Source organism: Allobosea sp. 05L423 (assembly GCF_056397745.1).
Genome location: NZ_JBFTOA010000006.1, coordinates 203,274 through 229,920 on the forward strand (window position 1 = coordinate 203,274; position 26,647 = coordinate 229,920).

26 protein-coding genes and 1 tRNA gene are annotated in these 26,647 nt (G+C 66.3%); 11 read left to right on the forward strand and 16 right to left on the reverse strand.

Going from position 1 to position 26,647, the window contains the following annotated elements:
- Positions 1–9 precede the first annotated feature (9 nt).
- The 3 genes from sppA to rpsA all read right to left on the reverse strand — a co-directional run bounded on the left by sppA (position 10) and on the right by rpsA (position 4,369).
- On the reverse strand, positions 10–981 hold the full coding sequence (gene sppA / locus AC1DNE_RS17020; protein WP_476766837.1) for a signal peptide peptidase SppA: 972 nt from the start codon (positions 979–981) through the stop codon (positions 10–12).
- 173 nt (positions 982–1,154) lie between these two features.
- Entirely contained in the window at positions 1,155–2,444 is a 1,290-nt protein-coding gene (locus AC1DNE_RS17025; protein WP_441471543.1) for an Hsp70 family protein, read from the reverse strand.
- Positions 2,445–2,665: 221 nt separating this feature from the next.
- Positions 2,666–4,369, reverse strand: a complete 1,704-nt coding sequence (gene rpsA / locus AC1DNE_RS17030) for a 30S ribosomal protein S1 (RefSeq protein WP_441471544.1) — start codon at positions 4,367–4,369, stop codon at positions 2,666–2,668.
- Positions 4,370–4,721: 352 nt separating this feature from the next.
- Here rpsA and AC1DNE_RS17035 point away from each other — a divergent pair, with 352 nt between their 5' ends.
- Positions 4,722–5,279, forward strand: a complete 558-nt coding sequence (locus AC1DNE_RS17035) for a LemA family protein (protein WP_441471545.1) — start codon at positions 4,722–4,724, stop codon at positions 5,277–5,279.
- 38 nt (positions 5,280–5,317) lie between these two features.
- Positions 5,318–6,391: a M48 family metallopeptidase gene (locus tag AC1DNE_RS17040; RefSeq protein WP_441471546.1), complete on the forward strand. Its 1,074-nt coding sequence runs from the start codon at positions 5,318–5,320 to the stop codon at positions 6,389–6,391.
- Here the strand turns inward: AC1DNE_RS17040 and AC1DNE_RS17045 are convergent, their stop codons facing one another.
- On the reverse strand, positions 6,392–7,300 hold the full coding sequence (locus AC1DNE_RS17045) for an NHL repeat-containing protein (protein WP_441471547.1): 909 nt from the start codon (positions 7,298–7,300) through the stop codon (positions 6,392–6,394). It lies immediately after the preceding gene.
- Positions 7,301–7,304: 4 nt separating this feature from the next.
- Positions 7,305–7,913, reverse strand: a complete 609-nt coding sequence (locus AC1DNE_RS17050) for a 2-hydroxychromene-2-carboxylate isomerase (protein ID WP_441471548.1) — start codon at positions 7,911–7,913, stop codon at positions 7,305–7,307.
- Between the two features lie 244 nt (positions 7,914–8,157).
- Here AC1DNE_RS17050 and AC1DNE_RS17055 point away from each other — a divergent pair, with 244 nt between their 5' ends.
- Both AC1DNE_RS17055 and AC1DNE_RS17060 read left to right on the forward strand, forming a co-directional pair.
- The gene (locus tag AC1DNE_RS17055; RefSeq protein WP_441471549.1) at positions 8,158–9,390 is read left to right on the forward strand and encodes an argininosuccinate synthase; all 1,233 of its coding nucleotides are present in this window, start codon (positions 8,158–8,160) and stop codon (positions 9,388–9,390) included.
- A 102-nt stretch (positions 9,391–9,492) separates the two neighbouring features.
- On the forward strand, positions 9,493–9,843 hold the full coding sequence (locus tag AC1DNE_RS17060) for a hypothetical protein (RefSeq protein WP_441471550.1): 351 nt from the start codon (positions 9,493–9,495) through the stop codon (positions 9,841–9,843).
- Between the two features lie 93 nt (positions 9,844–9,936).
- Here AC1DNE_RS17060 and AC1DNE_RS17065 read toward each other — a convergent pair whose 3' ends face one another.
- From AC1DNE_RS17065 to fabA, 5 genes are all read right to left on the reverse strand, one after another.
- On the reverse strand, positions 9,937–10,182 hold the full coding sequence (locus AC1DNE_RS17065; protein ID WP_441471551.1) for a DUF2188 domain-containing protein: 246 nt from the start codon (positions 10,180–10,182) through the stop codon (positions 9,937–9,939).
- 54 nt (positions 10,183–10,236) lie between these two features.
- Positions 10,237–11,070, reverse strand: coding sequence for an enoyl-ACP reductase FabI (fabI, locus tag AC1DNE_RS17070; protein ID WP_441471552.1), 834 nt, complete (start codon positions 11,068–11,070; stop codon positions 10,237–10,239).
- Positions 11,071–11,212: 142 nt separating this feature from the next.
- Complete coding sequence (locus AC1DNE_RS17075) at positions 11,213–11,482, reverse strand: DUF3303 domain-containing protein (RefSeq protein WP_441471553.1); 270 nt, start codon at positions 11,480–11,482, stop codon at positions 11,213–11,215.
- 7 nt (positions 11,483–11,489) lie between these two features.
- Positions 11,490–12,716, reverse strand: coding sequence for a beta-ketoacyl-ACP synthase I (fabB, locus tag AC1DNE_RS17080; RefSeq protein ID WP_441471554.1), 1,227 nt, complete (start codon positions 12,714–12,716; stop codon positions 11,490–11,492).
- A gap of 111 nt (positions 12,717–12,827) precedes the next feature.
- Positions 12,828–13,340 (reverse strand): 3-hydroxyacyl-[acyl-carrier-protein] dehydratase FabA, encoded by a 513-nt coding sequence (gene fabA / locus AC1DNE_RS17085; protein WP_476766838.1) that lies wholly within the window; start codon positions 13,338–13,340, stop codon positions 12,828–12,830.
- A 292-nt stretch (positions 13,341–13,632) separates the two neighbouring features.
- Here fabA and irrA point away from each other — a divergent pair, with 292 nt between their 5' ends.
- Entirely contained in the window at positions 13,633–14,097 is a 465-nt protein-coding gene (gene irrA / locus AC1DNE_RS17090) for an iron response transcriptional regulator IrrA (RefSeq protein ID WP_441471556.1), read from the forward strand.
- 27 nt (positions 14,098–14,124) lie between these two features.
- Positions 14,125–14,901 (forward strand): META domain-containing protein, encoded by a 777-nt coding sequence (locus tag AC1DNE_RS17095; protein ID WP_441471557.1) that lies wholly within the window; start codon positions 14,125–14,127, stop codon positions 14,899–14,901.
- A 19-nt stretch (positions 14,902–14,920) separates the two neighbouring features.
- Here AC1DNE_RS17095 and AC1DNE_RS17100 read toward each other — a convergent pair whose 3' ends face one another.
- Positions 14,921–15,451: an SH3 domain-containing protein gene (locus tag AC1DNE_RS17100; RefSeq protein ID WP_441471558.1), complete on the reverse strand. Its 531-nt coding sequence runs from the start codon at positions 15,449–15,451 to the stop codon at positions 14,921–14,923.
- Between the two features lie 173 nt (positions 15,452–15,624).
- On the opposite strand from AC1DNE_RS17100, the gene AC1DNE_RS17105 reads away from it, so the two are divergent.
- Positions 15,625–16,620, forward strand: a complete 996-nt coding sequence (locus AC1DNE_RS17105) for a 2-hydroxyacid dehydrogenase (RefSeq protein WP_441471559.1) — start codon at positions 15,625–15,627, stop codon at positions 16,618–16,620.
- Between the two features lie 108 nt (positions 16,621–16,728).
- On the opposite strand, the gene AC1DNE_RS17110 is transcribed toward AC1DNE_RS17105, so the two are convergent.
- Both AC1DNE_RS17110 and AC1DNE_RS17115 read right to left on the reverse strand, forming a co-directional pair.
- On the reverse strand, positions 16,729–17,409 hold the full coding sequence (locus tag AC1DNE_RS17110) for an HAD family hydrolase (RefSeq protein ID WP_441471560.1): 681 nt from the start codon (positions 17,407–17,409) through the stop codon (positions 16,729–16,731).
- 22 nt (positions 17,410–17,431) lie between these two features.
- Positions 17,432–18,436 (reverse strand): complex I NDUFA9 subunit family protein, encoded by a 1,005-nt coding sequence (locus AC1DNE_RS17115; RefSeq protein WP_441471561.1) that lies wholly within the window; start codon positions 18,434–18,436, stop codon positions 17,432–17,434.
- 277 nt (positions 18,437–18,713) lie between these two features.
- Here AC1DNE_RS17115 and AC1DNE_RS17120 point away from each other — a divergent pair.
- A tRNA-Leu gene (locus AC1DNE_RS17120) sits at positions 18,714–18,800 on the forward strand.
- Between the two features lie 647 nt (positions 18,801–19,447).
- On the opposite strand, the gene AC1DNE_RS17125 is transcribed toward AC1DNE_RS17120, so the two are convergent.
- Positions 19,448–19,753, reverse strand: a complete 306-nt coding sequence (locus AC1DNE_RS17125) for a hypothetical protein (RefSeq protein ID WP_441471562.1) — start codon at positions 19,751–19,753, stop codon at positions 19,448–19,450.
- Positions 19,754–19,936: 183 nt separating this feature from the next.
- On the reverse strand, positions 19,937–21,295 hold the full coding sequence (hmgA, locus tag AC1DNE_RS17130; protein ID WP_441471563.1) for a homogentisate 1,2-dioxygenase: 1,359 nt from the start codon (positions 21,293–21,295) through the stop codon (positions 19,937–19,939).
- Positions 21,296–21,439: 144 nt separating this feature from the next.
- On the opposite strand from hmgA, the gene AC1DNE_RS17135 reads away from it, so the two are divergent.
- Positions 21,440–21,919 carry a MarR family winged helix-turn-helix transcriptional regulator gene (locus tag AC1DNE_RS17135; protein ID WP_441471564.1) on the forward strand — a complete coding sequence of 160 codons (480 nt, stop codon included), beginning with the start codon at positions 21,440–21,442 and terminating at the stop codon, positions 21,917–21,919.
- Here the strand turns inward: AC1DNE_RS17135 and AC1DNE_RS17140 are convergent.
- On the reverse strand, positions 21,883–22,671 hold the full coding sequence (locus AC1DNE_RS17140) for an enoyl-CoA hydratase/isomerase family protein (protein ID WP_441471565.1): 789 nt from the start codon (positions 22,669–22,671) through the stop codon (positions 21,883–21,885). The genes AC1DNE_RS17135 and AC1DNE_RS17140 overlap by 37 nt on opposite strands.
- A gap of 175 nt (positions 22,672–22,846) precedes the next feature.
- On the opposite strand from AC1DNE_RS17140, the gene AC1DNE_RS17145 reads away from it, so the two are divergent.
- Positions 22,847–25,195, forward strand: coding sequence for a molybdopterin guanine dinucleotide-containing S/N-oxide reductase (locus tag AC1DNE_RS17145; RefSeq protein WP_441471566.1), 2,349 nt, complete (start codon positions 22,847–22,849; stop codon positions 25,193–25,195).
- 98 nt (positions 25,196–25,293) lie between these two features.
- Positions 25,294–26,580 (forward strand): NAD(P)/FAD-dependent oxidoreductase, encoded by a 1,287-nt coding sequence (locus AC1DNE_RS17150; RefSeq protein WP_441471567.1) that lies wholly within the window; start codon positions 25,294–25,296, stop codon positions 26,578–26,580.
- The last annotated feature ends 67 nt before the right edge of the window (positions 26,581–26,647 follow it).

Here is a 26,647-nt window from a genome sequence, read left to right on the forward strand (position 1 = left end):
GTATCAACATCACTTTTCAGCGGCAGGCTGCCAGAGCGCCAAGGGCGCGTCAAGCCGCAAGCCGACCGGCTGGTCCGCGGCCCGCGCGATCGTCGCGGCCAGTGCCTCGAGCCCCGCGCCGCGCGCCATCGCCTCGGCCAAGCTCCATAGGCCAAAGGAGGAGGATTCGCTGCGGCGACGCCAGTCCCGCACCTTGAGATCCTTGGCGACGCCCCTCTCGCTTTCGAGCCAGGCGATCGCCTCGGTCTCGCCGCCGATCTGGTCGACCAGCTTCAGCGCCTGTGCCTGGCGGCCGGAATGGACCCGCCCGTCCGAGACGGTGGCCAGTTCGGCGTCGGCGAGGTGACGTCGGTCGCGCACCATCTGCTTGAACCAGGCGTAGTTGTCGTCGACGACGCGCTGGAGCGCCTCGCGCGCCTCCGGAGAGGTCGGCTCGAAGCCGCTCGGCGCGGCCTTGAGCGGGCTCGACTTGATCGACTCGACCTTGACGCCGACCGTATCGAGCAGATGCGAGACATTGGGGAACTGGAAGAGCACGCCGATCGAACCGACGAGCGAGGTCTGGCGCGCGACGATGCGGTCCGCGCCCATGGCAGCGATATAGCCGCCGGAAGCAGCGACGCCGTCGACCACGGTGACCATCGGCTTCTTGGCCGCGAGCTGGCGCAGCGCCGTGTGCAACGCCTCCGAGCCGGAGGTGGTGCCGCCAGGGCTGTCGACCCTGAGAACGACGGCCGAGACGACGCTGCTGTCCTCGACCGACTTGATCAGGTCGAGCGTGCGACGATCGCCGGAGATGAAGCCGGAGACGGTGACGCGCGCGATATGCGCGCTCGACAGGCTCACGGGGCTATCGCCCCTCCAGGCGAGGCCGCCGACCACTGCGGCGACGATCACACCGAGCACGGCAAGCACGCGCCAGAGCGTCAGCTTGCGCCGCAGGCTGCGGCGATCGGCGAGCAAGTCGGCATCGGACGACATCGGGCACTCCTGGAGCATGTTCCAACCGACTTGGCGGTCAGAGCATGCTCAACTTTTTGATTTGGCGCGAATTCTTTTCGCTCGACCGATCCCGGCCGAACGGAAAGCGAGCGGCGGCTGCGGGTCCGTGATGTAGACCCGACATGCCGGGCCGGCAAGGCGCGAGCTTGCCTTCAGGCCGCGACCGAGACGCGCGCCCGGTCGAGCGCGAGCAGCGCGAGGCCACTCGCGACCGAGCGGAAGGCATCGCCGATATGCACCTTCCCGGCGCCGAAACGTCGATCGAACAGGCTGCGCACCGCCGGGACATAGGAGGTTCCGCCGGTCATGAAAACCGCCTCGATGCGATCCCCGCCGAGACCGGCCTCCGCCAGAGCGCGGTCGAGCGCGGCTTCGATCGCGCCGACGTCGTCGGCGATCCAGCGCTCGAAATCGGTGCGGCGGATCTGCTTCTCGATGGTGACGCCCATCTGGCCGAAGCTCAGCGTGGTCGCCTCATTGTCGGAGAGCGCGACCTTGGCGGCAGAAACGGCGCGATAGAGCTCGTAGCCGAGATCGTATTCGATCACCGTCAGCAGGTCCTCGAGCTTGCCGGGCTCGACCGCCTCGCGGATCAGGGCATTGAGCTCCGCCATGGTCTCGCGGCTCTTCATCAGCGAGAGCTTGTGCCATTGCGCGAAGGCGGCGTGATAATGCGCGGGGACCGGCAGGAGCTTGCCGAAGGAGCGATAATCCGTGCCCTTGCCGAGCGCCGGCGAAACGGCGTGCTCGATGATGCGGTAGTCGAAGGTGTCGCCGGCGACGCCGACACCGGCGTGGGAAAGCGGGATGGCTTCAAGCCTGCCGCCCTCCCCCGGCTCAAAGCGCATCACCGAGAAGTCGCTGGTGCCGCCGCCGAAGTCGGCGACCAGCATGGTCTGCGGCTCCTTGAGATCGCGTGCGTACCAATAGGCGGCGCCTAGCGGCTCATAGGCGAAATCGACTTGGCTCATCCCGGCCTTGCCGTAGGAGGCCTTGAGGCGGGCGACCGCGAGCTCTTCGTCGGGCCGTTCGCCGGCGAAGACGACCGGGCGGCCGGATATCAGTGGCAGCGCGTCATGACCGGCGAGGCCCGCCGAGAGATCGGCCAGGAAGACGCCGATCAGATCCTCCAGCCGGAAAAGCTTGCCGAACAGCCGGGTTTCCTGAAAGGCGCGGCTGGAAAGATGGGTCTTGAGCGACTGCAGGAAGCGGTGCTCGGCGGTCATTCCCAGCGCCATGTCGAGCGCATCGGGGCCGCTGACATGGGTGACGCGGGTCTCGGGCGGGCGCCCCTCGCGCCAGAACATCAGCGCCGAGCGATAGGCGTCGACCGCGCCCTGCCTGGTGACGAAGGAGCGTGTCATGACCGAGCCGTCCGCTCCCGCCAACGCGACGACGCTGTTGGTGGTGCCGAAGTCGATGCCGATAGCGGCGGGGGTCATGGCGGGCTCCTTTCGCGAGATGGACAGGCCAGCCCTCCTCCTGAGGAGCGGGCGCAGCCCGCGTCTCGAAGGATGTTCCAGAGCGCACTGGAGCATCCTTCGAGACGCCGCTGCGCGGCTCCTCAGGATGAGGGCTGAGGATAATCAGCCGAAACAAAAGCCCGCGCGGATTTCTCCGCGCGGGCCGAATTCGAAGGCCGGCCGCTTCCGCGGCCGAAACCTCACTTCTTGTCGGTGGCCTTCTTGAGCGCGGCGCCCAGAATGTCGCCGAGCGAGGCGCCGGAGTCGGACGAACCGAACTGGGCGATCGCCTCCTTCTCCTCAGCCATCTCCAGAGCCTTGACCGAGACCTGGATCTTGCGGGCCTTCTTGTCGAAGAGCACGACGCGGGCGTCGATGCGCTCGCCGGCCGCGAAGCGCTCGGGGCGCTGCTCGGAGCGATCGCGGGCCAGCTCGGCGCGCTTGATGAAGGTCATCATGTCGGTGTCGGCGATCTTAACGTCGAGACCCGACTCCTTCACCTCAACCACCTCACAGGTGACGATCTGACCCTTCTTGAACTCGCCGGCATCCACGAAGGGATCGCCGCCGAGCTGCTTCAGGCCGAGCGAGATACGCTCCTTCTCGACGTCCACATCGAGAACGACGGCCTGCAGGACGTCGCCCTTCTTGTATTCCTCGATGACCTGCTCGCCCGGACGGTTCCAGTCGAGATCCGAGAGATGGATCATGCCGTCGATATCGCCTTCGAGACCCAGGAACAGGCCGAACTCGGTCTTGTTCTTGACCTCGCCCTCGACCGTCGAGCCCGACGGGTGCTGCTCCGCGAAGAGCTCCCACGGGTTGCGCAGGGTCTGCTTGAGGCCGAGCGAGATGCGGCGCTTGACCGGATCGACCTCGAGGATCGCGACGTCGACTTCCTGCGAGGTCGAGACGATCTTGCCGGGGTGGACGTTCTTCTTGGTCCAGGACATCTCGGAGACGTGGATCAGGCCTTCGATGCCCGGCTCCACTTCGACGAACGCGCCGTAGTCCGTGATGTTGGTCACGCGGCCCTTGAGGCGGGTGCCGACCGGGTAACGCTCGGCAATGCCATCCCACGGATCGGCCAGCAGCTGCTTGATGCCGAGCGAGATGCGGTGCGTGTCCTGGTTGATCTTGATGATCTTGACCTTGACCGTCTGGCCGATGGTCACGACCTCGGACGGATGGTTCACGCGGCGCCACGCCATGTCGGTGACGTGCAGCAGGCCGTCGATGCCGCCGAGGTCAACGAACGCACCGTATTCGGTGATGTTCTTGACGACGCCGTCGATGACCTGGCCCTCTTCGAGCGAGGCGACGAGCTCGGAGCGAGCCTCGGCGCGGGTCTCTTCGAGGACGGTGCGGCGCGACACGACGATGTTGCCGCGGCGACGATCCATCTTGAGGATCTCGAAGGGCTGCGGCTGGCCCATCAGCGGGCCAACGTCGCGGATCGGGCGGATGTCGACCTGCGAGCGCGGCAGGAAGGCCACGGCGCCGTCGAGGTCGACGGTGTAGCCGCCCTTGACGGTGTTGAAGATCATGCCGGTGACCTTCTCGCGGGCCTCGAAGGCCTTCTCGAGCTTGACCCAGCTCTCTTCGCGACGAGCCTTGTCGCGCGAGATGACGGCTTCGCCGAGCGCGTTCTCGATCCGGTCCAGATAGACCTCGACCTCGTCGCCGACGTTCAGTTCCTGCTCACGGCCGGGGCCGGTGAATTCCTTGAGCGCGACGCGACCTTCGGTCTTCAGACCGACGTCGATGATCGCCATATCCTTCTCGATGGCGACGACCTTGCCCTTGATGACGGAGCCTTCGAGGGCCTCGTTCCGGGTGAAGGACTCTTCGAGCAGGGCGGCGAAATCCTCGCGACCCGCGCTGTAGCTTTCAACTGCAGACATGTAATCTCCTGGGAGCCGGCCGCGTATCCCGCGGATGTCCGGCTTGGGCGCCTGGGCTGGTGTTGCGTTCCGGACCGCTACCGTCAGCTTCTCCTCTCGGAGGAATCCCGCCCCGATATACTCGGGGCCGGAGGCGCCATGCCGCCGGTTCGATCCGTATCCAAAGGGCCCGCTTCCAGCACGAAACGGGAGCAGGTCTCGAAGACCGCCCCCGGCGCATGATCGATCACGGCCCTTCGGACAAGGGCGATGTAATCCACTCCGGTCGTCAGAGCAAGCTTTCTGCCGCTTTTCCGAGGTCTCCGGCCGTGCCAGTGTGCATGCTCTAGGGCCGGCACAAGGGGAGCTTTGCATGGGCTGGGTCATACTCGGGCTGATCGTGGCCCTCGTCGTCTATGCGATCATGACCTATAACGGGCTCGTGACGATGCGGCAGCGCGTCAACCAGGCCTTCGCCGACATCGACGTCCAGCTCAAGCAGCGCCACGACCTGATCCCCAACCTCGTCGAGACGGTAAAGGGGTATGCGACACATGAGAAGTCGACGCTCGACGCGGTGATCGCCGCCCGCAACGCCGCCCAGGGCGCCAGCGGCGTGCACGACAAGGCGGCCGCCGAGCAGCAGCTTTCCGGTGCCGTCGGGCGGCTGCTGGCGCTGGGCGAGGCTTATCCCGACCTCAAGGCCAGCGCGAACTTCCAGCAGCTGCAGGTGGATCTCGGCAATGTCGAGGACAAGCTCGCGGCGGCGCGGCGCTTCTTCAACAATGCGGTCGGCGAGTTCAACGCGGCGATCCAGGCCTTCCCGGCCGTGCTGTTCGCCCCGCAGATGGGCTTCACGCAGCGCGAATTCTTCGATGTCGGCGAGACCGCGCGTGCCCAGATCGAGGTCGCGCCGAGCGTGAAGTTCTAGCGCAAGACTGCCGGCGGCAGGCAGGGGGAGCGCGAGCGATGGCTCAGGCCTTCGGGCTCTATACCCATCAGCGCAACAACCGGATCAGGTCCAACCTCCTGATCGCCGGGCTCTTCCTGCTCGTCTACCTCACCGCCTGGGGCCTGCTGCTGATCGCGTATGGCTATGGCGGCGTGCCGCGCGGGCAAACCGTCTTCGGCGAGGCGAACCGCATCTTCCGCTCCTGGTTTCCCTTCATCACGCTGGCGACGATCCTCTGGATCTTCGTCGGCTTCCGCATCAATGTCGCGCTGATCGGCGCGGTGACCGGCGCCAGGGGCATCACGCAGGCGGACAACCCCAAGCTCTACCGGATGCTGGAGAATCTCTGCATCTCGCGCGGCCTGTCGATGCCCAGGCTCGCCATCATGGAGAGCGATGCGCTCAACGCCTTCGCCAGCGGCGTGAACGACAAGCAGTTCACCGTGACCGTCACCAGCGGCTTGCTGGCACAGCTCAACGACGCCGAGGTCGAGGCGGTGCTCGCCCATGAGCTGACCCATATCCGCAACGGCGATGTCCGGCTGATGGTGGTCGCGGTGGTGATCGCCGGCGTGGTCTCCTTCATCGGCGAGATCGTGTTCCGCGGTTTCGGCCGCAGCAGGATCAGGGTTTCGTCGGACGATTCCAAGAAGGGCAACGGGCTGGCGATCGTCATCGGCGTCGCGGTGATCGCGATTTCCTGGTTCCTGGCCGTACTGATCCGGCTGTCTCTGTCGCGGTCGCGCGAATATCTGGCCGATGCCGGAGCGGTCGAGCTGACCAAGAACCCGGATGCGATGATCTCGGCCCTGCTCAAGATTTCCGGCCGGGCCGACATCGACGGCATTCCCTCCGGCGTGATGGACATGTGCTTCGAGAACGACCCCGACGATTTCGCCGATCTGTTCTCGACCCACCCTTCCGTCACCAAGCGCGTGCAGGCGCTGATCGAGACAGCGGGCGGACGCATGCCGGAGATGCCGCCGCACCCGCCCAAGCTCGCCGAACGTCAGGACCTGCAGACCATGGTGGAGGAGACGGCGGCGCGCGGCCCCTGGTCCCGCCCGCCGGCAGCGCCCGGCCAAGGCTGATCAGGCGACGACCAGCTTCGCGGGGTCGATCTCGAAAACGAGCGGATAGAAGGTGCTCCAGCGGTTCCAGCGCTGCGTCCCGGCCTCGCTGACCGCCCAGAGCTTGCCGTCCGGCGCGCGGCCGAGGTCTTCGATGCCGCCGGGGGCCGCGTAACGCGCCAGGACGGCGCCGGTGCGGCTGTCGAGCCTCGACAGGTATGCGGGTCGATTGCCGGCGCTCTGCGATATCCAGATGCTCCCGTCATCGCCGAAGGTCGCGCCCTGCGCGAGGAGCGGCAGCGGGATGGTCGCCGCCGCATCCGCGAGGCCGATCGCCGCCTCGCTCCCGGACAGCACCCGGGCGACCGGCACGGCATGGAGGCTAGGCATGCCCTCGCGGCGGAAGGGACCGAACCAGAGCCTGTCGCCGGATGCAGCAAGGAACGAAGGTCCCATCGCCTTGTCGACGCGCGCCTCCTTCAGCGGCACGCATTCGCCAACGCGGCAGGATTCCTTAAAATCGAGCGCGAGCAGACGTCCCGAATTGGCAACGAACAGCGTGTCCTTGACCATGGCGAGGCCACCCGGATGGCCGTAGGTCGCCGGCAAGGCGAAGCTACCGAGCAAACGCCCATCGGTGCGGGACAGGCGAAAGAGCTGGGACGGACCATTGTCCTGATCACGCTCGCTGCTGCGATAGGCGGCGATCAGGATCTCGTCGCGATAGACCGTCAGGCCCTGGGGAATGTAGCCTTCGTTCAGACCCGGAGACCAATAGCGGCGGCCGATGGCAGGCTCATTGGGCACGGCGCTGAGTTCGCGCATATCGTAGCCCGGCGCGTCGCCGGACAGGGACGGGCGCGCCAGCGCAGCGGGAGCCAGAAAGAAACCTGCGCCCGCCGCCAGGAGCCGGCGGCGATCCACGATCACGATTTCAGCGCCCGTCCTGCGCCCATTCGAGCGCTTCCTCCAACCGATCGTCGCCCCAGAACAATTCACCATCGCCGGCGACGAAGAAGGGCGCGCCGAAGATGCCGATGGACTTGGCATATTCGATCTCGGCTTTGAGCCGGCCCTTGACCTCCTCGCTGCGCGACAGCGGCAGCGCGACATTGGGATCGCTGCCGGCCTCCTTCAGCGCCGCCGTCAATACGGCTTCCTCCGCGATGTTCTTGCCTTCGCAGAACTGGGCCCGGAACAGAGCCCGCGAAAAGACCGGCGTCCACCCCGCTTCGCGGCCGGCCAGCGCCAACCGCGTCGCGGTCAGCGAATTCTGGGGAAAATTGTCGGGCTTGATGAAGCTGAACCCCTGCCGCCGGGCGCGCCGAGCCGTGTCGCGCCACATGTAACGGCCCTTGCTGGGGAAGAGTGCGAAGGGCGAGCTGTTCCAACCCTGCGCAGCAAAGATCGGCCCCAGCAGGAAAGGCCGCCAGCGCAAGGAGACACCGGCCTCCTCGGCCAGCTTCTCGATTCTGAGTGCACTCAGGCAGGAATAGGGCGACGCGAACTCATACCAGAAGTCCAGAACGGGACGATTCGGCATTCAGCCTCCGAACAGGTCGTCATCTCGTGTCGCGCATCGATGAGCCTGCGCCCTCCGAAGCACGACCGCAAGCGCCGCGAACGGGCGCTATCGGAAAGTGGGACGACGCCGTCGCCAACGCCGACCCATCACAGGACGACGCGGGATCGATCAGAAGGTTCCGATTGCTTCGCCCCGAACCCTGCGATAGTGCGCCATTGCGTCCGAAACGCGGCCCGCGGGCCGCCAGCAGGAAATTGATCAGATGGCTGACAGCAGCGTGAAGAAGGTCGTCCTCGCCTACTCCGGCGGACTCGACACCTCGATCATCCTCAAATGGCTGCAGACCACCTATCGATGCGAGGTCGTGACCTTCACGGCCGATCTCGGTCAGGGTGAGGAGCTCGGCCCTGCCCGCGACAAGGCGCTGCTGCTCGGTATCAAGCCGGAGAACATCTATATCGAGGACCTGCGCGAGGAATTCGTGCGCGACTACGTCTTCCCGATGTTCCGGGCGAATGCCGCCTATGAGGGCGTCTATCTGCTGGGAACCTCGATCGCGCGGCCGCTGATCGCCAAGAAGCTGATCGAGATCGCCGAGAAGACCGGCGCCGACGCCGTCTCCCACGGCGCCACCGGCAAGGGCAACGACCAGGTCCGCTTCGAGCTCACCGCCTATGCGTTGAAGCCCGATGTCGTCGTTATCGCGCCTTGGCGGGAATGGGATCTGCGCTCGCGCGAGCAGCTCATCGCCTTCGCCGAGCAGCACCAGATCCCGATCGCCAAGAACAAGCGCGGCGAGGCCCCCTTCTCCGTCGACGCCAACCTGCTGCACGCGTCCTCGGAAGGCCGTGTGCTGGAGGATCCGGCGGTCGAGGTGCCCGATTACGTCTATTCGCGCACGATCTCGCCGGAGGACGCGCCGGACACCCCGACGATCGTCACGGTCTCCTTCGAGAAGGGCGACGCGGTCGCGATCGACGGCGAGAAACTCTCGCCGGCGACGCTGCTCGCCAAGCTCAACGATCTCGGCCGCGACAACGGCATCGGCCGGCTCGACCTCGTCGAGAACCGCTTCGTCGGCATGAAGAGCCGCGGCATGTATGAGACGCCCGGCGGCACGATCCTGCATGCGGCCCATCGCGCCATCGAATCGATCACGCTCGACCGCGGCGCGGCGCATCTCAAGGACCAGATCATGCCGCAGTACGCCGAGCTGATCTATAACGGCTTCTGGTTCTCGCCGGAGCGCGAGATGCTGCAGGCGCTGATCGACAAGAGCCAGGAATTCGTCACCGGCGACGTCCGCCTCAAGCTCTACAAGGGCGGCGTCCACGTCATCGGCCGCTCTAGCGACTACTCGCTCTACGATCAGGACCTCGTCACCTTCGAGGAAGGCGCCGTGGCCTATGACCACCGCGACGCGGCAGGCTTCATCAAGCTCAACGCTCTGCGCCTGCGCACGCTGGGCCAGCGCAAGAAGAAGCTCGGTCTCTGAGCCCTCTCCTACGAAAGCCCGCCTATCGGCGGGCTTTCTTTTTTGAACCGACGGCCTCCTGAAGCGTTCAGCACTCTCCATTATCGATGTGAGTGCTTCTGCATGCTCCGCTGCCTCGCCGCCGTTCTGATCTCCACCGCGCTATCGGCTTCCGCCTTCGCACAAGAAGTCCCACCGAAGAGCGAGAAGCCGGCCACGCCGGAAATCGCGACCTGCAAGGCAGCGGCGCTCCAGACGCTCCACGCCAGGGAGCCGGAGATCAAGGACATCTATATCGACGAGGACGGCACCACGGTCGCAGTGTCGGAATCGAAGATCGAGACCATTCCGGTTACGCGCATCGTGATGGGTGAGGCCTATCTCCGGACCGACCGCTCCGACAAGCCCCGCCGTTTTCTCTGCCTCCTCGGCGAGAACAGCAAGGTGCTGCTGACCTTCTTCACCGCGCGCTGAAGCCGCATCCGATCGCGTTTCGGTTCGATCGGCGCGTGCCCCAGAGACGCTCCCGGCCTGATCGGCTTGGATCGGAGGCGAAGCGCACCGCCTCTAGGGCTCGTCGATGACCTCGGTCGCGGGCCGGTCGTGGCCATCGGCCAGTTCCTGGTGCCACTGGCCGTCCTTGTCCTGATAGACGATGCCATCGGTGTGGCCGGCGACCATCTGACGTGCCGCCGCCCGCGTGGCGGCCTTCAGCGCCGCCTCATGCGAACGGAAGGTTTCCGACAACACGTCGCCGACCTTATAGGCCCACCCGCCATCGTGCTCGACGATCTCGTACTTGACCAGGGCCATCGCACGTCCTCCTTCCGATCCGGGGAGAACGATGGTCCCGCCGCAGGGTTCCGTCTACTCCCCGTTGCCGCTGTCGGCGGCGCGCAGGCTGTCGAGCGTCGGCATCGAAGTGATGTGATAGCCGGCGTCGATGTGGTGGATGTCGCCTGTTACACCACCCGACAGGTCAGAAAGATAGTATAGAGCCGAGCCGCCGATCTCATCGAGCGAGACGGATTTGCGCAGCGGCGAGTTGGCCCGCTGCCAGGACAGCATGGCGCGCGCATCCGAGATGCCGGCACCGGCCAGCGTCCGCACCGGCCCGGGCGAGAGAGCGTTCACGCGGATGCCGCGCGGGCCGTAGTCACCGGCGAGATAGCGCACGCTCGCCTCGAGCGCCGCCTTGGCCACGCCCATGACATTGTAGTTCGGCATGATCCGGGTCGAGCCGCCATAGGTCAGCGTGATCATGCTGCCGCCCTTCGGCATGCGGTCCGCGGCGCGCTTGGCGATCTCGGTGAAGGAGAAGCAGGAGATCACCATGGTGCGCGAGAAGTTCTCGCGCGAGGTGTCGGCATAGAGCCCCTTGAGCTCGTTCTTGTCGGAGAAGCCGATGGCGTGGACGACGAAGTCGAGCGTGCTGCGCTCGGGATCGCCACCCCAGGCCTCGTCGAGAGCCGCAAAGGCCGCGTCGACGGAAGCGATGTCCTCGACGTCGCAGGGGATGACCAGATTCGAGCCGAGGCTTTCCGCCAGCGGGCGGACGCGCTTGCCCAGCGCATCGCCCTGATAGGTGAAAGCGACCTCGGCACCATGCGCGTGAAGGGTGCGGGCAATGCCCCAGGCAATCGAGTTCTGGTTGGCGACGCCCATGATGAGGCCGCGCTTGTTATGCATCAGCGGGAGCATGGCACACTCTGAGAGAGATCTTCAGGAACGGGTCGGATGGCGGGAGAGGAGGAAAACGCTCGGCAACTCTGGCTCGTCAAGCCTGAACGGCATCTGCGGATTGCACGCCCGTTGCACGGGCGGCGAACGTGACGCAGCACAACTAGGATTTCAGCACCGCGGCAGCCGCCGCCTTCGACGCCGCTACAGGGACGATCTCGAAGCGGGCAAGATCGCTCCACCGCAGAACCCATTCCTGCAGCAGAGCGACATCGTCGCATTCCATGATCTGGAAGCAGCGTCCCAGATCGGCGGCGACCCAGCTTTCGACGTAGCGCAAGCCTTCCGGCGCCATACGCCCGCGCTCATGGAAGCGGGCGTAGACATCCTTCACGCGGGCCTGATCGAAATGCTCGATCACCATGAAGAGCATGGCGGCCTCAGGCCTCCAGGCGCTTCATCACGATGGTGGCGTTGGTGCCGCCGAAACCGAAGGAGTTCGAGAGGACGCAGCCGAGTCCGGCATTGTCGATGCGCTTGCGCACGATCGGCATGTCGGCAAAGGCGGGGTCGAGCTCCTCGATATGGGCGCTCTCGCAGATGAAATCATTGTTGAGCATCAGCAGCGAGTAGATCGCCTCCTGCACGCCGGTCGCGCCGAGCGAGTGGCCGGTGAGCGACTTTGTCGCGGAGATCGGCGGGCTCTTCTCGCCGGCGCCGAACACGGCGCGGATCGCCTCGATTTCCTTGGCGTCGCCGACCGGGGTCGAGGTGCCGTGCGGATTGATGTAGTCGACCTTGGCCTTCACACCCTGCAGCGCCATGCGCATGCAGCGCTCCGCGCCCTCGCCCGAGGGGGCGACCATGTCGTAGCCGTCCGAGGTCGCGCCATAACCGACGATCTCGCCATAGATCTTGGCGCCGCGCGCCTTGGCGTGCTCCAGCTCTTCCAGCACGACGACGCCAGCGCCGCCGGCGATGACGAAGCCGTCGCGCCGGACGTCATAGGCACGGGAGGCGACCGACGGCCGATCGTTGAAGTCGGAGGACATCGCGCCCATGGCGTCGAAGAGGACGGAGAGCGTCCAGTCCAGCTCCTCGCAGCCACCGGCGAAGATCATGTCCTGCTTGCCCCACTGGATCAGCTCGTAGGCATTGCCGATGCAGTGGTTGGAGGTCGCGCAGGCCGAGGAGATCGAATAGTTGACGCCCTTGATCTTGAACCAGGTCGCGAGCGTGGCCGAGGCGGTCGAGGACATGCCCTTCGGCACGGCGAAGGGGCCGACCTTCTTGGAGGAGCCGCTCTCGCGGGCCTTGTCATAGGCGTCGATCAGCGCGCGGGTCGAGGGACCGCCCGAGCCCATGACGATGCCGGTCCGCTCGTTGCTGACTTCGGCCGGTTCGAGCCCGGCATCGACGATCGCCTGCTCCATCGCGACCTGATTCCAGGCCGAACCGCCGCCGTGGAAACGCATGGCACGCCGGTCGAGCACGGTCGCAGGATCGAGCGTGGGAACGCCCGCGACCTGGCTGCGGAAGCCGTGCGCGGCGAAGTCGGCGACATGGGAAATGCCCGATTTCGCTTCGTGCAGCGAGGCCAGGACCTCCTGCGTGTTGTTGCCGATGGACGAGACGATGCCCATCCCGGTGACGACGACGCGTCTCATGCTCGCTTCACTCCAGCTGTGAGCACGCGGCGGGCTGGCCCGCCGCTCTGGATTCGTACCGCGCAAATGGACCTCGCAGCAGCAGCGCGCAAGGTCGCGGTGCGTTTTTCCTCAGGCCGATTCCGGCTTGAACAGGCCGACGCGCATGTCGCTGACCGTATAGATGCGCTTGCCGTCCGCCTCGAGCCAGCCATCGGCAATGCCGAGCACGAGCTTCGACTTGAAGACGCGCTTGAAGTCGACGCCATAGACGACCCGCTTGACCGTCGGCAGCACCTGATCGGCGAACTTCACCTCGCCGACGCCGAGCGCGCGGCCGCGGCCCGGCAGGCCGAGCCAGCCAAGGAAGAAGCCGGTGAGCTGCCAGAGCGCATCGAGGCCGAGGCAGCCCGGCATCACCGGATCACCCTTGAAATGGCAATCGAAGAACCAGAGGTCGGGCTTGATGTCGAACTCGGCACGGACGAGGCCCTTGCCGTGCTCACCGCCCTCTTCGGCGATCTCGGTGATGCGGTCGAACATCAGCATCGGCGGCAGCGGCAGCTGCGCGTTGCCCGGCCCGAACAGTTCCCCGCGGCCACAGGCGAGGATCTCCTCGTAGCTGAAAGACGACTGACGCTGCATTCCCGTTCCGCTCCTTTGCGCCGGCTGGATTCGGCACGGCATATTCTGCGCCGTGCCTAACACAGCGGGAACCCGAAACGAAAGGGCGCAGGCGCGCCGACCCACACGCCAGCGTCAAAAACAGCCGCAGCCATGCGCCAGATCAAAGCGGACAGGGCCTTCATCCGCTAGGAAGTCGGTGTCGTGCTTGCGACGGTGAAGCTGAGGTCCTACATTTCTTTAGGATGATTTCAATAAACCGGCGGAGCTGCGGGCGCCCGTTGCGAACAAAGACACGAGAACGAGAATTGGCATGAGCGATCTGACTTCGCAAAACCAGGGCGACGGCTTGGTTGTGCGGCAGGGCTGCCCCTTCCACGATGTCCGGCAGAAGTTGCGGCGTGTCGGCCTGCGGCCAACCCGCCAGCGCGTTTCGCTCGGCTGGGTGCTCTTCGCCAAGGGCCAGCGCCATGTCAGCGCCGAGATGCTCTATGAAGAGGCGATGAAGGAGCGGATCCCGGTCTCGCTCGCGACGATCTACAACACGCTGCGCCAGTTCACCGAGGCAGGTCTCCTGCGCGAACTGACGCTCGACGGCGCCAAGGCCTATTTCGACACGGCCGATCACGAGCATCACCATTTCGTCGTGGAAGGCGAGAACCGGGTCATCGATATCCCGGCGCAGGAGATCGACGTCGCCAGCCTGCCGACACCGCCCGAGGGCTACCAAATCGCACGCGTCGACGTCGTGGTGCGGCTGCGCAAGATTGACGGCTGAGCCGGCCTCCTTTCGCTTGAAAGGTCGATGACGATGCGCTCTCTCCGCCCCCTGATCTCGCGGCGGACCTTCGCGGGGCTGGCTTTCGCCGCGGCTCTTCCCTCCATTCCCGCTGTCGCGGCGCCGCGGACGCTGAGCGGCACCGTGTCCTATCGCGAGCGCATGCTGCTGCCACCGAGCGCGATCGTCGAGGTCAAGCTCCTCGATGTCTCCCTGGCCGACGCGCCGGCTCGCACCATCGCCGAAACCCGTGTCTCCGGACGGCGCATCCCGGCGCCCTGGACCCTGCATTTCGATTCGCAGCAGATCGAACCGCGGCGCAGCTACGCGCTGCAGGCACGCATCCTCGATCGGGGACAGCTGCTCTTCACCACCACGGAACGACACGGCGTCTTTGCAGGCGGGCCGGACCAGACCGAAATCTGGGTCCAGCGCGTGGCGGCGCAGGATCAGCCGGCCACACCGGCCTCCTCCCCTATCGGGAGCTGGCGCCTCGCCAGTCTCGGCGGCGCCGAGACACCGGCTTCGATCACGACCGCCATCACCATCGCCGACGATGGCAGAGTGTCCGGACGCGGCGGCTGCAACGGGTTTGGCGGCAACGCGACCGTCCGGGGCCGGACGATCCGGTTCTCGCGCATGGTCTCGACGATGATGGCCTGCGCACCCGACGTGATGAATCAGGAGCAGCGCTTCCTGAAGACTCTCGAGCGGGTACATCGCTGGAGCATCGAGCGTCGCACGGGGCGGCTCGCCTTGCTCGACCGGGGCGGCCGGCCGCTGATGACGCTAACCCGGCAGTAGCCCCGACTGCCCGCCCGTCTCAGTCAACCTTTTCGTTCGGATAGACGCCCCAGAGGCGCTCCTGGCGGATAAAGCCGATGATGTTGCCGACGCTGACGCGGCACCAGGCATTGGCGCAGGAGTTGACATTCGTGACGACCCCCGCCTGCAGCCGGGCGACCACGTTCGCGTCCTCCGATGCGCTGCTACGCATCGGGAACACCTCGTCCTTGTTCCGGGACCACGGCGCCACGAGCGCAGTGCGGCGTCCGGAAAGCAGGCTGTGCAGCACCCAGCCCTCGGTGCCGTCGGCATCGCGCACGCGGCGCCAGGTCTCGAATTCCGCCGTCACCTCGACCGGCAGCCCGGCGCGCTGATAGACCCAGCGGGTGCGATGCTCCTTCGACGGCCCCTCGCGCAAATTCACCCGGTCCGTCTTTAGGCTGACATAGCGCGGCACCGGAAGGCCCGTGACGGAGCCCGCTTGCATGTCCTGCGCGGCGGCGGTGAGCGACGAACCGATGAAGAGTGCGCCGATCAGGGCGATTTGGCGCATCGTCGTAACCTTCATCCGCCGTTCTCCCTGTTCGGCACCCTGCCCCCGGCGAAGGGTCAAGTTGTCTTCCGCTKCGCCGCCGCATAGACAACTCATACGGGGCTGCGCAACCGCTCCATTCCTGGGCCAGCAGGGTTAATGGCTGGTTGAAGGCCGCGGCGAATACGGATGACGGAAGGGTGACCGGCATGTCGAAGAAGAAACCCCTGGTCGTGGTGACGCGCAAGCTGCCCGCGGTGGTGGAAACCCGAATGCGCGAGCTGTTCGACGCCAGGCTCAACATCGATGACAAGCCGATGTCGCAGGCCGCCCTCGTCGAAGCCGTGAAGACCGCCGACGTGCTGGTCCCGACAGTCACCGACAAGATCGACGCCGCCATCATCGCGCAGGCCGGGGACCAGCTCCGGCTCATCGCCAATTTCGGCAACGGCGTCGACAATATCGACGTCGCCAGCGCCGTGCAGCGCGGCATCACCGTCACCAACACGCCCGGCGTGCTGACCGACGACACCGCCGACATGACGATCGCGCTGATCCTTGCCGTGGCGCGCCGGATCGCCGAGGGCGCCCGCGTCATCCCCGACGACGACTGGGCCGGCTGGTCGCCGACCTGGATGCTTGGCCGGCGCATCACCGGCAAGCGCCTCGGGATCGTCGGCATGGGACGCATCGGCCAGGCCGTGGCGAAGCGCGCCGCCGCCTTCGGCCTGTCGATCCACTATCACAACCGCCGCCGGGTCGATCCGCGCACCGAGGAGAGGCTCGATGCAACCTACTGGGATTCGCTCGACCAGATGCTGGCGCGGATGGATATCGTCTCGGTGAACTGCCCGCATACGCCGGCAACCTATCACCTGCTCTCGGCGCGCCGCCTCAAGCTGATGAAGCCGGACGCGATCCTGGTGAACACCGCACGCGGCGAGATCGTCGACGAGACGGCGCTCGCCCGCATGCTGGAAGCCGGAGAACTCGCCGGCGCGGGCCTCGACGTGTTCGAGAGCGAGCCCGCCGTCAATCCGCGACTGCTCAAGCTCGCCCGCCAGCACAAGGTCGTCGTCCTCCCGCATATGGGCTCGGCCACCCATGAGGGCCGCGCCGACATGGGCGAGAAGGTCATCGTCAACATCAAGACCTTCATGGACGGCCACAAGCCGCCGGATCGCGTGCTGCCGAGCATGCTCTAGCAGCGGACCGAAAAGTGGAATCCACTTTTCGGCAGAATCCGATGTTCTGACAAAGCGATAGATCGCTATGCGCCCGTGGGACGCATGGCGATCTGAAAGCCGGGCGCCTCAGGCGGCGTGGAGCTCCGCGAGCCGCGCCGCCTCGCCCGGCCAGTCCCGATAGGTGTCGATCACGCCAGTGGCCCCTGCAGCCAGCAGGCGATCGCGCATACGCGGCTTGTCATGGGCCGTTCCGGTGAAGCCCACCACCTGCATGCCCGCCGCCCGCGCAGCCTGCACGCCCGGCACGGAATCCTCCAGGACGAGGCAATTTGCCGGCTGAACAACCATCTGCGCAGCGGCGAAGAGGAAGACGTCAGGCGCCGGCTTGCCGCGGGCGACCTGCGACGCCGAAAAGACATGCGGATCGAACAGGTCGAGAAGGCCGGCGAGGCCGAGGTTGCGCCGCAACGGTTCGAGGCTGGTCGAGGAAGCAACGCAACGGCGCCCGGCGAGCAGAGGCAACGCCTCCCGCACCCCCGGCAGCGCCCGCAGCTCGCGTTCGAGCCGGGCAGCCACGCCGTCCTCGATTCTGCTCTCGAAATCGGCCGGCAGCCGGCGGCCGAGCGCCGCTTCGATCACCTTGAAGCCATCGGCAAGCGGAATGCCGACGAGATGCGCGTTATAATCCTCGATCGTCCACTGCGTCAGGCCGATCTCGTGGCAGAGCACGAGACTGACCTCGCTGTAGAGCGTCTCGCTATCGATCAGCGTGCCGTCGCAATCGTAGATGACGAGATCGAACGGCATCGTCGCCTCCCGGCGCTGCCGCTCAGCTCGCCCGGGCAGTGTCGAACTGGCCGGCCTTGCGGAAGCGCCAGAGATAGGAGGAGATGATCGCCTCGACCGAAGTCGGAGCAATGCCAATCCCGGCGAAGTCCCGGCCTTCCTTGGCCGCGGCCGAGGAGACGACGTTGTCGCTTTGCAGCAGCGTCACCTGATCACGGGTCAGGACCAGCTCGTCAGGAATCAGACCGAGCGTCAGCGTGTCCAGCACCTGCAGCACGCTGCCCATGATCCGCGCCAGCGGGAAAGGCAGCGGCGCCAGCAGGCGCTTGCGGCCAGTCACGCGGCAGACCTCCTCGAGGACCTGGCGCAGGCTCATGACCTCCGGGCCGCCAAGCTCGTAGACGCGCCCGCCCTGCACCGTGCCATCGACCGCACGCGCCGCCACCTCGGCGACGTCGCCGACGAAGGCCGGCTGGAACTTCGTCGCGCCATCGCCGACCAGCGGCAGCACCGGCAGCATCCGCGCCATCGAGGCGAAGCGGTTGAAGAAGGTGTCCTCCGGTCCGAACATCACGGAAGGCCGCAGCACGACCGCGCCTGGCACGGCGGCGAACACGGCGGCCTCGCCCTCGGCCTTGGTGCGGGCATAGGTCGAGGCCGATTCGGCAACCGCGCCGAGCGCCGAGACATGGACCAGCCGGGTGATGCCTGCGGCAGCGCAGGCCTGGGCCACGGCGCGTGCACCGTTCGCCTGCACGGCCAGGAAGCTCTGGCGCCCCTGCTCTTGCATGATGCCGACGAGGTTGATGACGGCGTCAGCGCCCTTCACGGCAGCGGCAACCGAGGCGGGATAGCGCAGATTGGCCTGCACGGCATGGATCTGGCCGACAGTGCCGATCGGCTGCAGGAAACCTGCGAGGTCCGGGCGGCGCACCGCGACCCGCACCCGATAGCCGCGCTTGACGAGCGCCCGCACGACGTGGCGGCCGACGAATCCGGAACCACCGAAAACCGTGACGAGTTGCTGAGCCGGGGCTTGAAGGGCCATCGCGGGAGCTCCGTTTAGAATGCTTCTGCCCTCCTAGATCATGTTCCGCCAAAGTGGAAATCCCTTTTGCGCCGAACATGCACTGGTCCGGAAGATGCGGCCTTTCGCCCTAGGCCGGTTCGGTTCTTCGGGCATTCCTTCCCCTTTCCGCGTGGCTTTCCGGGTAACCCGATATTCCGGGCCGAGACGCTTTCCACAGGCTGCGGCCAGCCGAATGCATTTCGTTGATGCAGGCCCGTTGACAGGACGACTCGGCCCCCGTAAACGAACCGCCGTTGCCCAGGTGGCGGAATTGGTAGACGCACCAGCTTCAGGTGCTGGCGCCTGCAAGGGCGTGGAGGTTCGAGTCCTCTCCTGGGCACCACTCATCTACCAGAGTGGTGGTTTGTCAGCGCCTTAGCTGACGTTATGGGGCTATGGCTCGCCGTTGTCGTGAACGATGGCGAGCGCCGATGGTGGTGCGCTTCGGCGCCCCCATCAGCCGGAACTCCTTTTCCATCGTCTACATCGTCCAGCGCATTCCGTCAGACCGGAGCCGACGAGCGCAAGCTGCGCATTGCCCTTCATGAGCAAGGCCGGCTTATCTTGCCGCCCCCCAAGGTGCCGAGCCGCAATGATGCGCCCTCGAAGCAAAGATCATGTGATCCGTGTCGCACGAATAGCGAAACACGGGCGGTGGATGCCGCGAGCGCCCCATCGCAAACCGGCAAATCGCGTAGCCGACAAACAAGCGGCCGCTTGGCTCCCGGCCTACTCCTTGGCGGATCGCGCTGAAGCGACAGAAGCTTCATCGGCATAGACGGGCGCCGCGGACCGTACCTGTTCGGCGAAATCCACCGCCACTGCCGAACGGAAGCGGCCGGCCCCCCAGATGATGGCCATCTCGAAGAAGCCCCGCGGCCTGAGCGGGCGAATCTCGATACCCATGTGCCGATATTCTCACCGCCGCCACCGAGCTGCGCGAAGGCGATCACAGCATGCACGCCGCTGGCCGCTCGGAGGCCAAGGATATCAAGCCGCGTCGTGATCGCGGGTCGCGAGATCCTCGACATAGCGGCGGCGGATCTCGGCCGTGTTCGGAAGGTGCCGCGCCTCGAGCCAGGCCACGAAAGGCCCCGGCCGAATCGTGACGATCTGCAAGGCCCGCCCTCTGGCAAGCCAGGCATTCATCACGGTCTCCGCACTCCGCCGCCAGTCCTCATAGCGCGGCGGCATCTCGGAGCGGTCCTGGGCAAGCTCCCAAAGGACAGGAAAATCCTCAGGTTCGTACCACGGCATCGCCACCGTGTACTCTTCCACCGTCGGTTTCACATCCAAGCCGATCGTCCGCGCGCGGCGCGGAAACTGAGGGTGCTAACCGCCCAAGTCGGGGGTAGTCGGCCTGGGCCGATCAGGCGCTTGGGCATGGTCGATGTCAAGCGACAGCAGCTTGCGCGGCCGAGCGCGCCGACCAGGAAACGGAGGCGGTTCCTTACGGGGCGTTGATCCGCTGCCCATCTGCTATGGCCGGCTCGGATCGAAGTGTTTCGTGAGCTTATGGCCGTAGCCGCCGTAGTCTTTCTGAAAGGCATTGGACCCGGCGGCGAACGCCGTGACCTGCTGCGGAAACCGGGTCTCGAACATGAAGGCGAGCGTCCCCTCCAGCTTGTGCGGCTTCAGCTCGACATTGCTGGCGCGCTCGAAGGCGTCGACGTCGGGCCCATGCGGCAGCATCATGTTGTGCAGCGAGATGCCGCCCGGCACGAAGCCGCCGCCGGTCTTGGCGTCGTAGACGCCGTAGACCAGCCCCATGAACTCGCTCATCACGTTCATATGGTACCAGGGCGGGCGGAACGTGTTCTCGGCCACCAGCCAGCGATCGGAGAAGATGACGAAATCGATATTGGCGGTTCCAGGCGTTTCCGACGGCGAGGTCAGCACCGTGAAGATCGACGGATCGGCATGGTCGTATAGAACCGGCCCGACCGGCGAATATTTCCGCAGATCGTATTTGTAGGGCGCGTAATTGCCGTGCCAGGCGACGACATCGAGTGGCGAATGCGCGATGTCGGCGACCCAGAGATTGCCGCCCCATTTTACGAACATTCTGGAAGCTGCGTCGCGATCCTCAAAAGCTGCGACGGGCGTGAGGAAATCGCGGGGATTGGCGAGACAGTTGGCGCCGATCGGCCCGCGCTCCGGCAGGCTGAAGGCACCGCCATAGTTTTCGCAGATGTAGCCGCGCGCCGGGCCGTCCTTGAGTTCGACGCGGATCTTCACCCCGCGCGGGATCACCGCAATCTCGCCCGGCTCGATGTCGATGATGCCGAACTCGGTCCAAAGCCTCAAAGCCCCCTGCTGGGGCACGAACAGCATCTCGCCATCGGCATTGTAGAAGTACTCGTCCACCATCGAGCGCGTGGCCAGATAGACATGCGCGCCCATGCCGCCCTGGCTGCCGGCGTCGCCGGCCGTGGTCATGCTGTGGATGCCCTCGACGAAGGACAGCGGCTGCGACGGGATGGGGAGCGGACTCCAGCGCATCGGGGCAAGCGGCAGGTCGACCTCGCGGGCGGGAGCGGTGCGCCACAGCCCGATATCGGCCTTTCGGAACCGGTTCCAATGCGCCACCGTCGGCCGGATGCGGTAGAGCCAGGAGCGCTCATTGGTGGTGCGCGGCGCGGTGAAGGGCGAACCTGAAAGCTGCTCGGCGTAGAGGCCGTAAGCGCAGCGCTGCGGCGAATTGCGGCCAAGTGGCAAGGCGCCCGGCAGAGCCTCGGTCTCGAAGCCGTTCCCGAAGCCGGACATGTAGCCCGACTGGATGGCGCTTTCGATCTTGCGCTCCCCGGCAGACGGCGTGGCGGAGTTCTGGACATTCATGATCACGACCTCCCGGTGTCGGTCCGCGGCAAGGCAATCGCCAGCGGCCGGCGTCCCCAACCCGCGCGTCGCCGGTGGGTCCCCGGCGATGCCCTCGGCAAAAACCGTTGCTTTCGTAACTGTTGATTTTGTAACCAACAAGGCATGACGACGCTCGCGCTCGAACGCTTCCTTCCCTATCGGTTCAACCGGCTGAGCACCGCGCTATCGCTGCGATTCCGAGCGGTCTATGGGACGCACCATGACCTGACCGTGCCTGAATGGCGGGTGCTGGCGACAATCGGCCAGTTCGGCGCGATGACCGCAAAAGCGATCGGCGCGCATTCGGCGATGCACAAGACCAAGGTCAGTCGCGCCGTGCGCGCGCTCGAGGAGCGTCGCTGGCTGACACGGCGCGAGAACGAGGCGGACCGGCGCGAGGAGAGCCTCACCCTGACGGCGGCGGGCTCGCGCGCCTATGGCGAGATCGTGCCGCGTGCGCTCGCCTTCGAGGCGGAGATCCTGACCGCGCTCGGCCCCGACGCCGCCTTGTTGTTGCAGGGGCTGGACCGGCTGGAGGCGCGATTGTCGCCGCCTGAGGAAGCCCGTCAGAACCGCGGCGCGCGCTTCTGGAAGAAGGCCTGAATTCCTTCCTTGAAGTCGGCTGTCCCGGCATTGGCAATAAAGGCCTGCTTCTCCAGATCGAGCTGTGCGTCGAAGGAACCTTCCATCGCGGCCTGAACGAGCGCCTTGCTCGCCCTGTTGGCGCCGAAGCTGCACTGGCTCAGGCGCTGGGCCATCGCCTGCACCGCCTCCGCGAGCTCGCCGTCCGGCACCACCCGGTTGACGAGGCCGAGGCGCAGCGCGGTCTCGGCGTCCATCGCCTCGTTCAGCAGCACGAATTCGAGCGCACGCCGCGGGCCGAGCAGCCTCGCGAGCGACCATGTCGTTCCGCCATCCGGGTTGGTTCCGAGCCTGGTGTAGGCTGAAAGGAAGCTCGCGCTCTGTGTGGCAATGACGAAGTCGCAGGCCAGCGCCAGACCGACGCCGCCACCCGCGACCGGCCCTTGCACCGCGGCGACCACCGGCTGCGGCAAGGCCTTGATCAGGCGCATCAGGGCATGAAAGCGGCCGATGAGCTGGCCAGCCGTCGCAGCTGCCCCCGCGAGATCGGCATGGAAGCGGGAAAGATCCCCGCCCGCCATGAAAGAACGGCCGGCACCGGCCAGAACGACCGCCCTGATGCTCGAATCCGCGGCGATCGGCTCGAATGCCGCGAGCAGCGCGTCCGCCAGCGTCTCGTCGAGAACATTCAGCGCCTTCGGCCGGTTCATGGTCACCGTCAGCACGGCGCCCTTTCTGTCGACGACCACCACGTCGCCGGAGGAATCCTGCATTGTCCCGACACCTTCCAGATGATGCGCCGCCAACTCTGCCCCGCCAGGCTCGTGAAGACCAGCAGAAGGGGTCTGCTCCCAACGCATCGCTCGATAGTGGATTTTTCTTGCGATCCGTCATGGACCGGCGGATGACGGATCGTCGTTCCCAGCTAACATTCCAAGGATCGCGGCGATGACGAGCCCTGCCGGCCAGGCACCCGAGGCTTCCACCGAGAACGAAGCCTTTCGTCCGCATACTTCGCACTGGGGCGTATTTTCGGCCCGGATGAAGGACGGGCAGCTCGAGGTGCGGCCGCATCCGGGCGATCCCGATCCGAACGACATTATCCAGAATTTCCCGGGGGCGCTGCGCCACCGCGCCCGCATTGCGCAGCCGATGGTGCGCCGCGGCTGGCTGGAAAACGGGCCGGGTCCGGACGATCGCCGCGGGCGCGACGAATACGTGCCGATGTCCTGGTCGGCGGTGCTCGACAAGCTCGCGGCCGAACTGCGCCGCGTGCGCGACGATCACGGTCCCGGGGCGATCTTCGGCGGCTCCTATGGCTGGGCCAGCGCCGGCCGCTTCCACCATGCCCAGAGCCAGATCCACCGCTTCCTCAACACCTCGACCGGCGGCTATGTGAAGTCGGTGAACAGCTATTCCTCGGGCGCGTCTTCCGTCCTCGTGCCGCATATCATCGGCGACTACGAGGATCTGGTGAAGCGCAACGTCTCCTGGGAGCAGATCGCCGATCACAGCGAGATCGTGCTCGCCTTCGGTGGGATGGCGCTCAAGAACAGCATGGTCGCCGGCGGCAGCATCAGCCGCCACGTCGAGCGTGGCGCGATGGAGCGCGCGCAGGAGCGCGGCTGCGAGTTCGTGCTGGTCAGCCCGCTGCGGGGCGATCTCCCGGCCGAGGCAGGCGCGGAATGGGTCGCGAACATCCCGGGCAGCGATGCGGCGCTGATGCTGGCGCTCGTCCACACGCTCGTCGTCAACGGGCTGCATGACCGCGCCTTCCTCGAGCGCTACACGGTCGGCTGGCCGGTCTTCGAGCGCTATCTGCTCGGCGAAAACGACGGGCAGCCCAAGGATGCGGCCTGGGCCGCTCCCATCACCGGCATGCCGGCTGAGGACATCGTGGCGCTGGCGAAGCGCCTGCACGGCAAGCGCGCGCTGATCGTCGTGGCGCACGCCCTGCAGCGCGCCGAGCATGGCGAGCAGCCGGTCTGGATGGGCATGGTGCTGGCGGCGGCGCTCGGCCAGATCGGCCTGCCCGGCGGCGGCTACGGCTACGGGCTCGGCGCCATCGCCTATTACGGCCGACGCTACAATGCCGTACCGATGCCGACCTTCTCGCAGGGCAAGAACCCGATCAGCGATTACATCCCGGTCGCACGCATCTCCGACATGCTGCTCAATCCGGGAACGACTTATCGCTACAACGGCCAGACCCGGACCTACCCTGAGATCAAGCTGGTCTACTGGGCCGGCGGCAACCCGTTCCATCACCATCAGGATCTCAACCGGCTGCGGCAGGCCTTCGCCCGCCTGGACACGCTTGTCGTTCATGAACTCGCCTGGACGGCGACGGCACGCCATGCGGACATCGTGCTGCCCTGCACGATGACGCTGGAGCGCGAGGATATCGGCGGCAATTCCAACGACCCGCTGCTGGTGCCGATGCACCCGGTCGTCGCGCCCTATGGCGAGGCCCGCGACGACTACGCCATCTTCGCCGATCTTGCGGAGCGGCTGGGCACGGCCGAAGCCTTCACCGAAGGCCGCAGCGTGCGGCAGTGGCTGGAGTATCTCTACGAGCCGACCCGCGCCGGCCTCACCGAGAAGGGGCTGCCGGCGCCCACCTTCGCCGAATTCTGGGCGAGCGAAGGCTATGAGCTGCCGCAACAGCCCGACGATGGCGGCAAGCTGCGCGCCTTCCGGCAGGATCCGGCCGCTTCGCCGCTGCCGACCCCGAGCGGCAAGCTCGAGATTTTTTCAGAGACCATTGCGAGCTTCGGCGAAACCGATTGCCTGGGTCACCCGGCCTGGCTCGGCGCGACGAACGTTCCCGATGCGGCCAACCCCTACGTCCTCGTCGCCAACCAGCCGCGAACCCGGCTGCACAGCCAGTTCGATTTCGGCGGTCATAGCGGCGAGGGCAAGCTTCGCGGCCGCGAGGTCGCGCGCATGCATCCGGAGGATGCCGCCGCACGCGACATCGTCGATGGTGATATCATCCGCATCTCGAACGAACGCGGCGCCTGCCTTGCTGGCGTCATCGTCACCGACGGCATCCGCAAAGGTGTCGTCCAGCTGCCGACCGGCGCCTGGTACGATCCCGCCGACCCGGACGAGGACAAGCCGCTCTGCGTCCACGGCAATCCGAATGTCCTGACGCGCGATATCGGCACCTCGGCCCTGGCGCAGGGTTGCACGGGGCAGTTGACGACGGTGCAGGTCGAGCGCTTCGACGGCAATCTGCCGCCGATCCAGGCCTATGATCCGCCGGGCGCATCGACCGCCGAAGCGGCGGAATAAGCTATCGCGGCGTGAAGCGCGATCCGCTGTGCTGAAGAGCGCCGGCGGATCGCGTATAGCTGTCCACCGAAGTCGTCTTCCGCCTGCCGCGAGCCCTGATGCCCCCCTCCTATATCGATACCTACTACCGCCGTACCCTCGCTTCGGCGGACGGCTACCCGCCTGCCGAGGGGCAGATCAAAGCGGAGATCTGCATCGTCGGTGGCGGACTGGCAGGACTGACCGCCGCGCTCGAACTGGCACGGTCCGGCCGCTCGGTCGTGCTGCTGGAGGCGCAGCGTGTCGCCTGGGGCGCTTCGGGACGCAATGGCGGCTTCGTCAGCGCCGGCTATGCGACCTCGCTCTCGGCCATCGAACGCCAGGCGGGGCGCGAGCAGGCCGAGGAACTCTATCGGCTCACGCTCGAAGGCGTCGGCATCGTCCGGCGCAACATCGAAAGCCTCGGCATCGACGATGCAGCGCCCTCGCCCGGCATCATGCGGGTGGTGCGCTACGATGGCGGCGCGGCGCTACAAAAGGAGCGCGACGCGCAGAAAAAGCGGTTCGGCCGCAATCTGCGCTATCTCGACCGGGAGGAGACGCGCGCGCTGCTGCGCTCGCCGAAATACCACGCGGCGATCGCCGACGACGACGCCTTCCACTTTCATCCGCTCAACTATGCCCGCGGCCTCGCCCGCGAGATCACGCGGCTCGGCGGCGCAATCCATGAGGGCTCGCCGGTCCTGTCCTGCGAGCTGGAAGGGCCTGTGAAGCGCTTGCGCACGGCGCAGGCAACCATCGAGGCCGAGCAGGTTCTCTTCACGACGGGCGGCTATACCGGCGGCCTGTTCGCGCCGCTAAAGCGCGCCTTTCTGCCGATCGCGACCTATGTTCTGCTGACCGAGGCGGCGCCGGAGCGGATCCGCGAGGCTATCCGCACCAGCGCGGGCGTCGGCGACGACCGGCGCGCCGGCGACTATTACCGGCTCGTCGAAGGTGGCTCCCGCATCCTCTGGGGCGGCCGGATCACCACGCGCACGACCGAGCCGCGCGATATCGCCGCGCTCCTGCGGCGCGAGATGGTCACGACCTATCCGCAGCTTTCGGAACTCAAGGTCGAGCTCGCCTGGTCGGGCCTGATGTCCTATGCGCGCCATCTGATGCCGCAGATCGGGCAGTACCGTCCGGGCGTCTGGTACTGCACCGCCTTCGGCGGCCACGGCATGAACACGACGGCAGTCGGCGGCACCGTCATCGCGGAGGCGATCCGGGGCGCGAGCGATCGCTTCAAGCTGTTCGCTCCATTTGGCCTCGCCTGGAACGGCGGCCCGTTCGGCACCGCCGCGGTCCAGCTGACCTACTGGCGCTATCAGGCAGCCGATTTCCTGCGGGAACGCCGGCAATAGCGGCCGACTCGACGCCAAGGCGGTTCTTCGAATCGTAGCGGTGCTCTTCAACAGTCGGGAAATAACT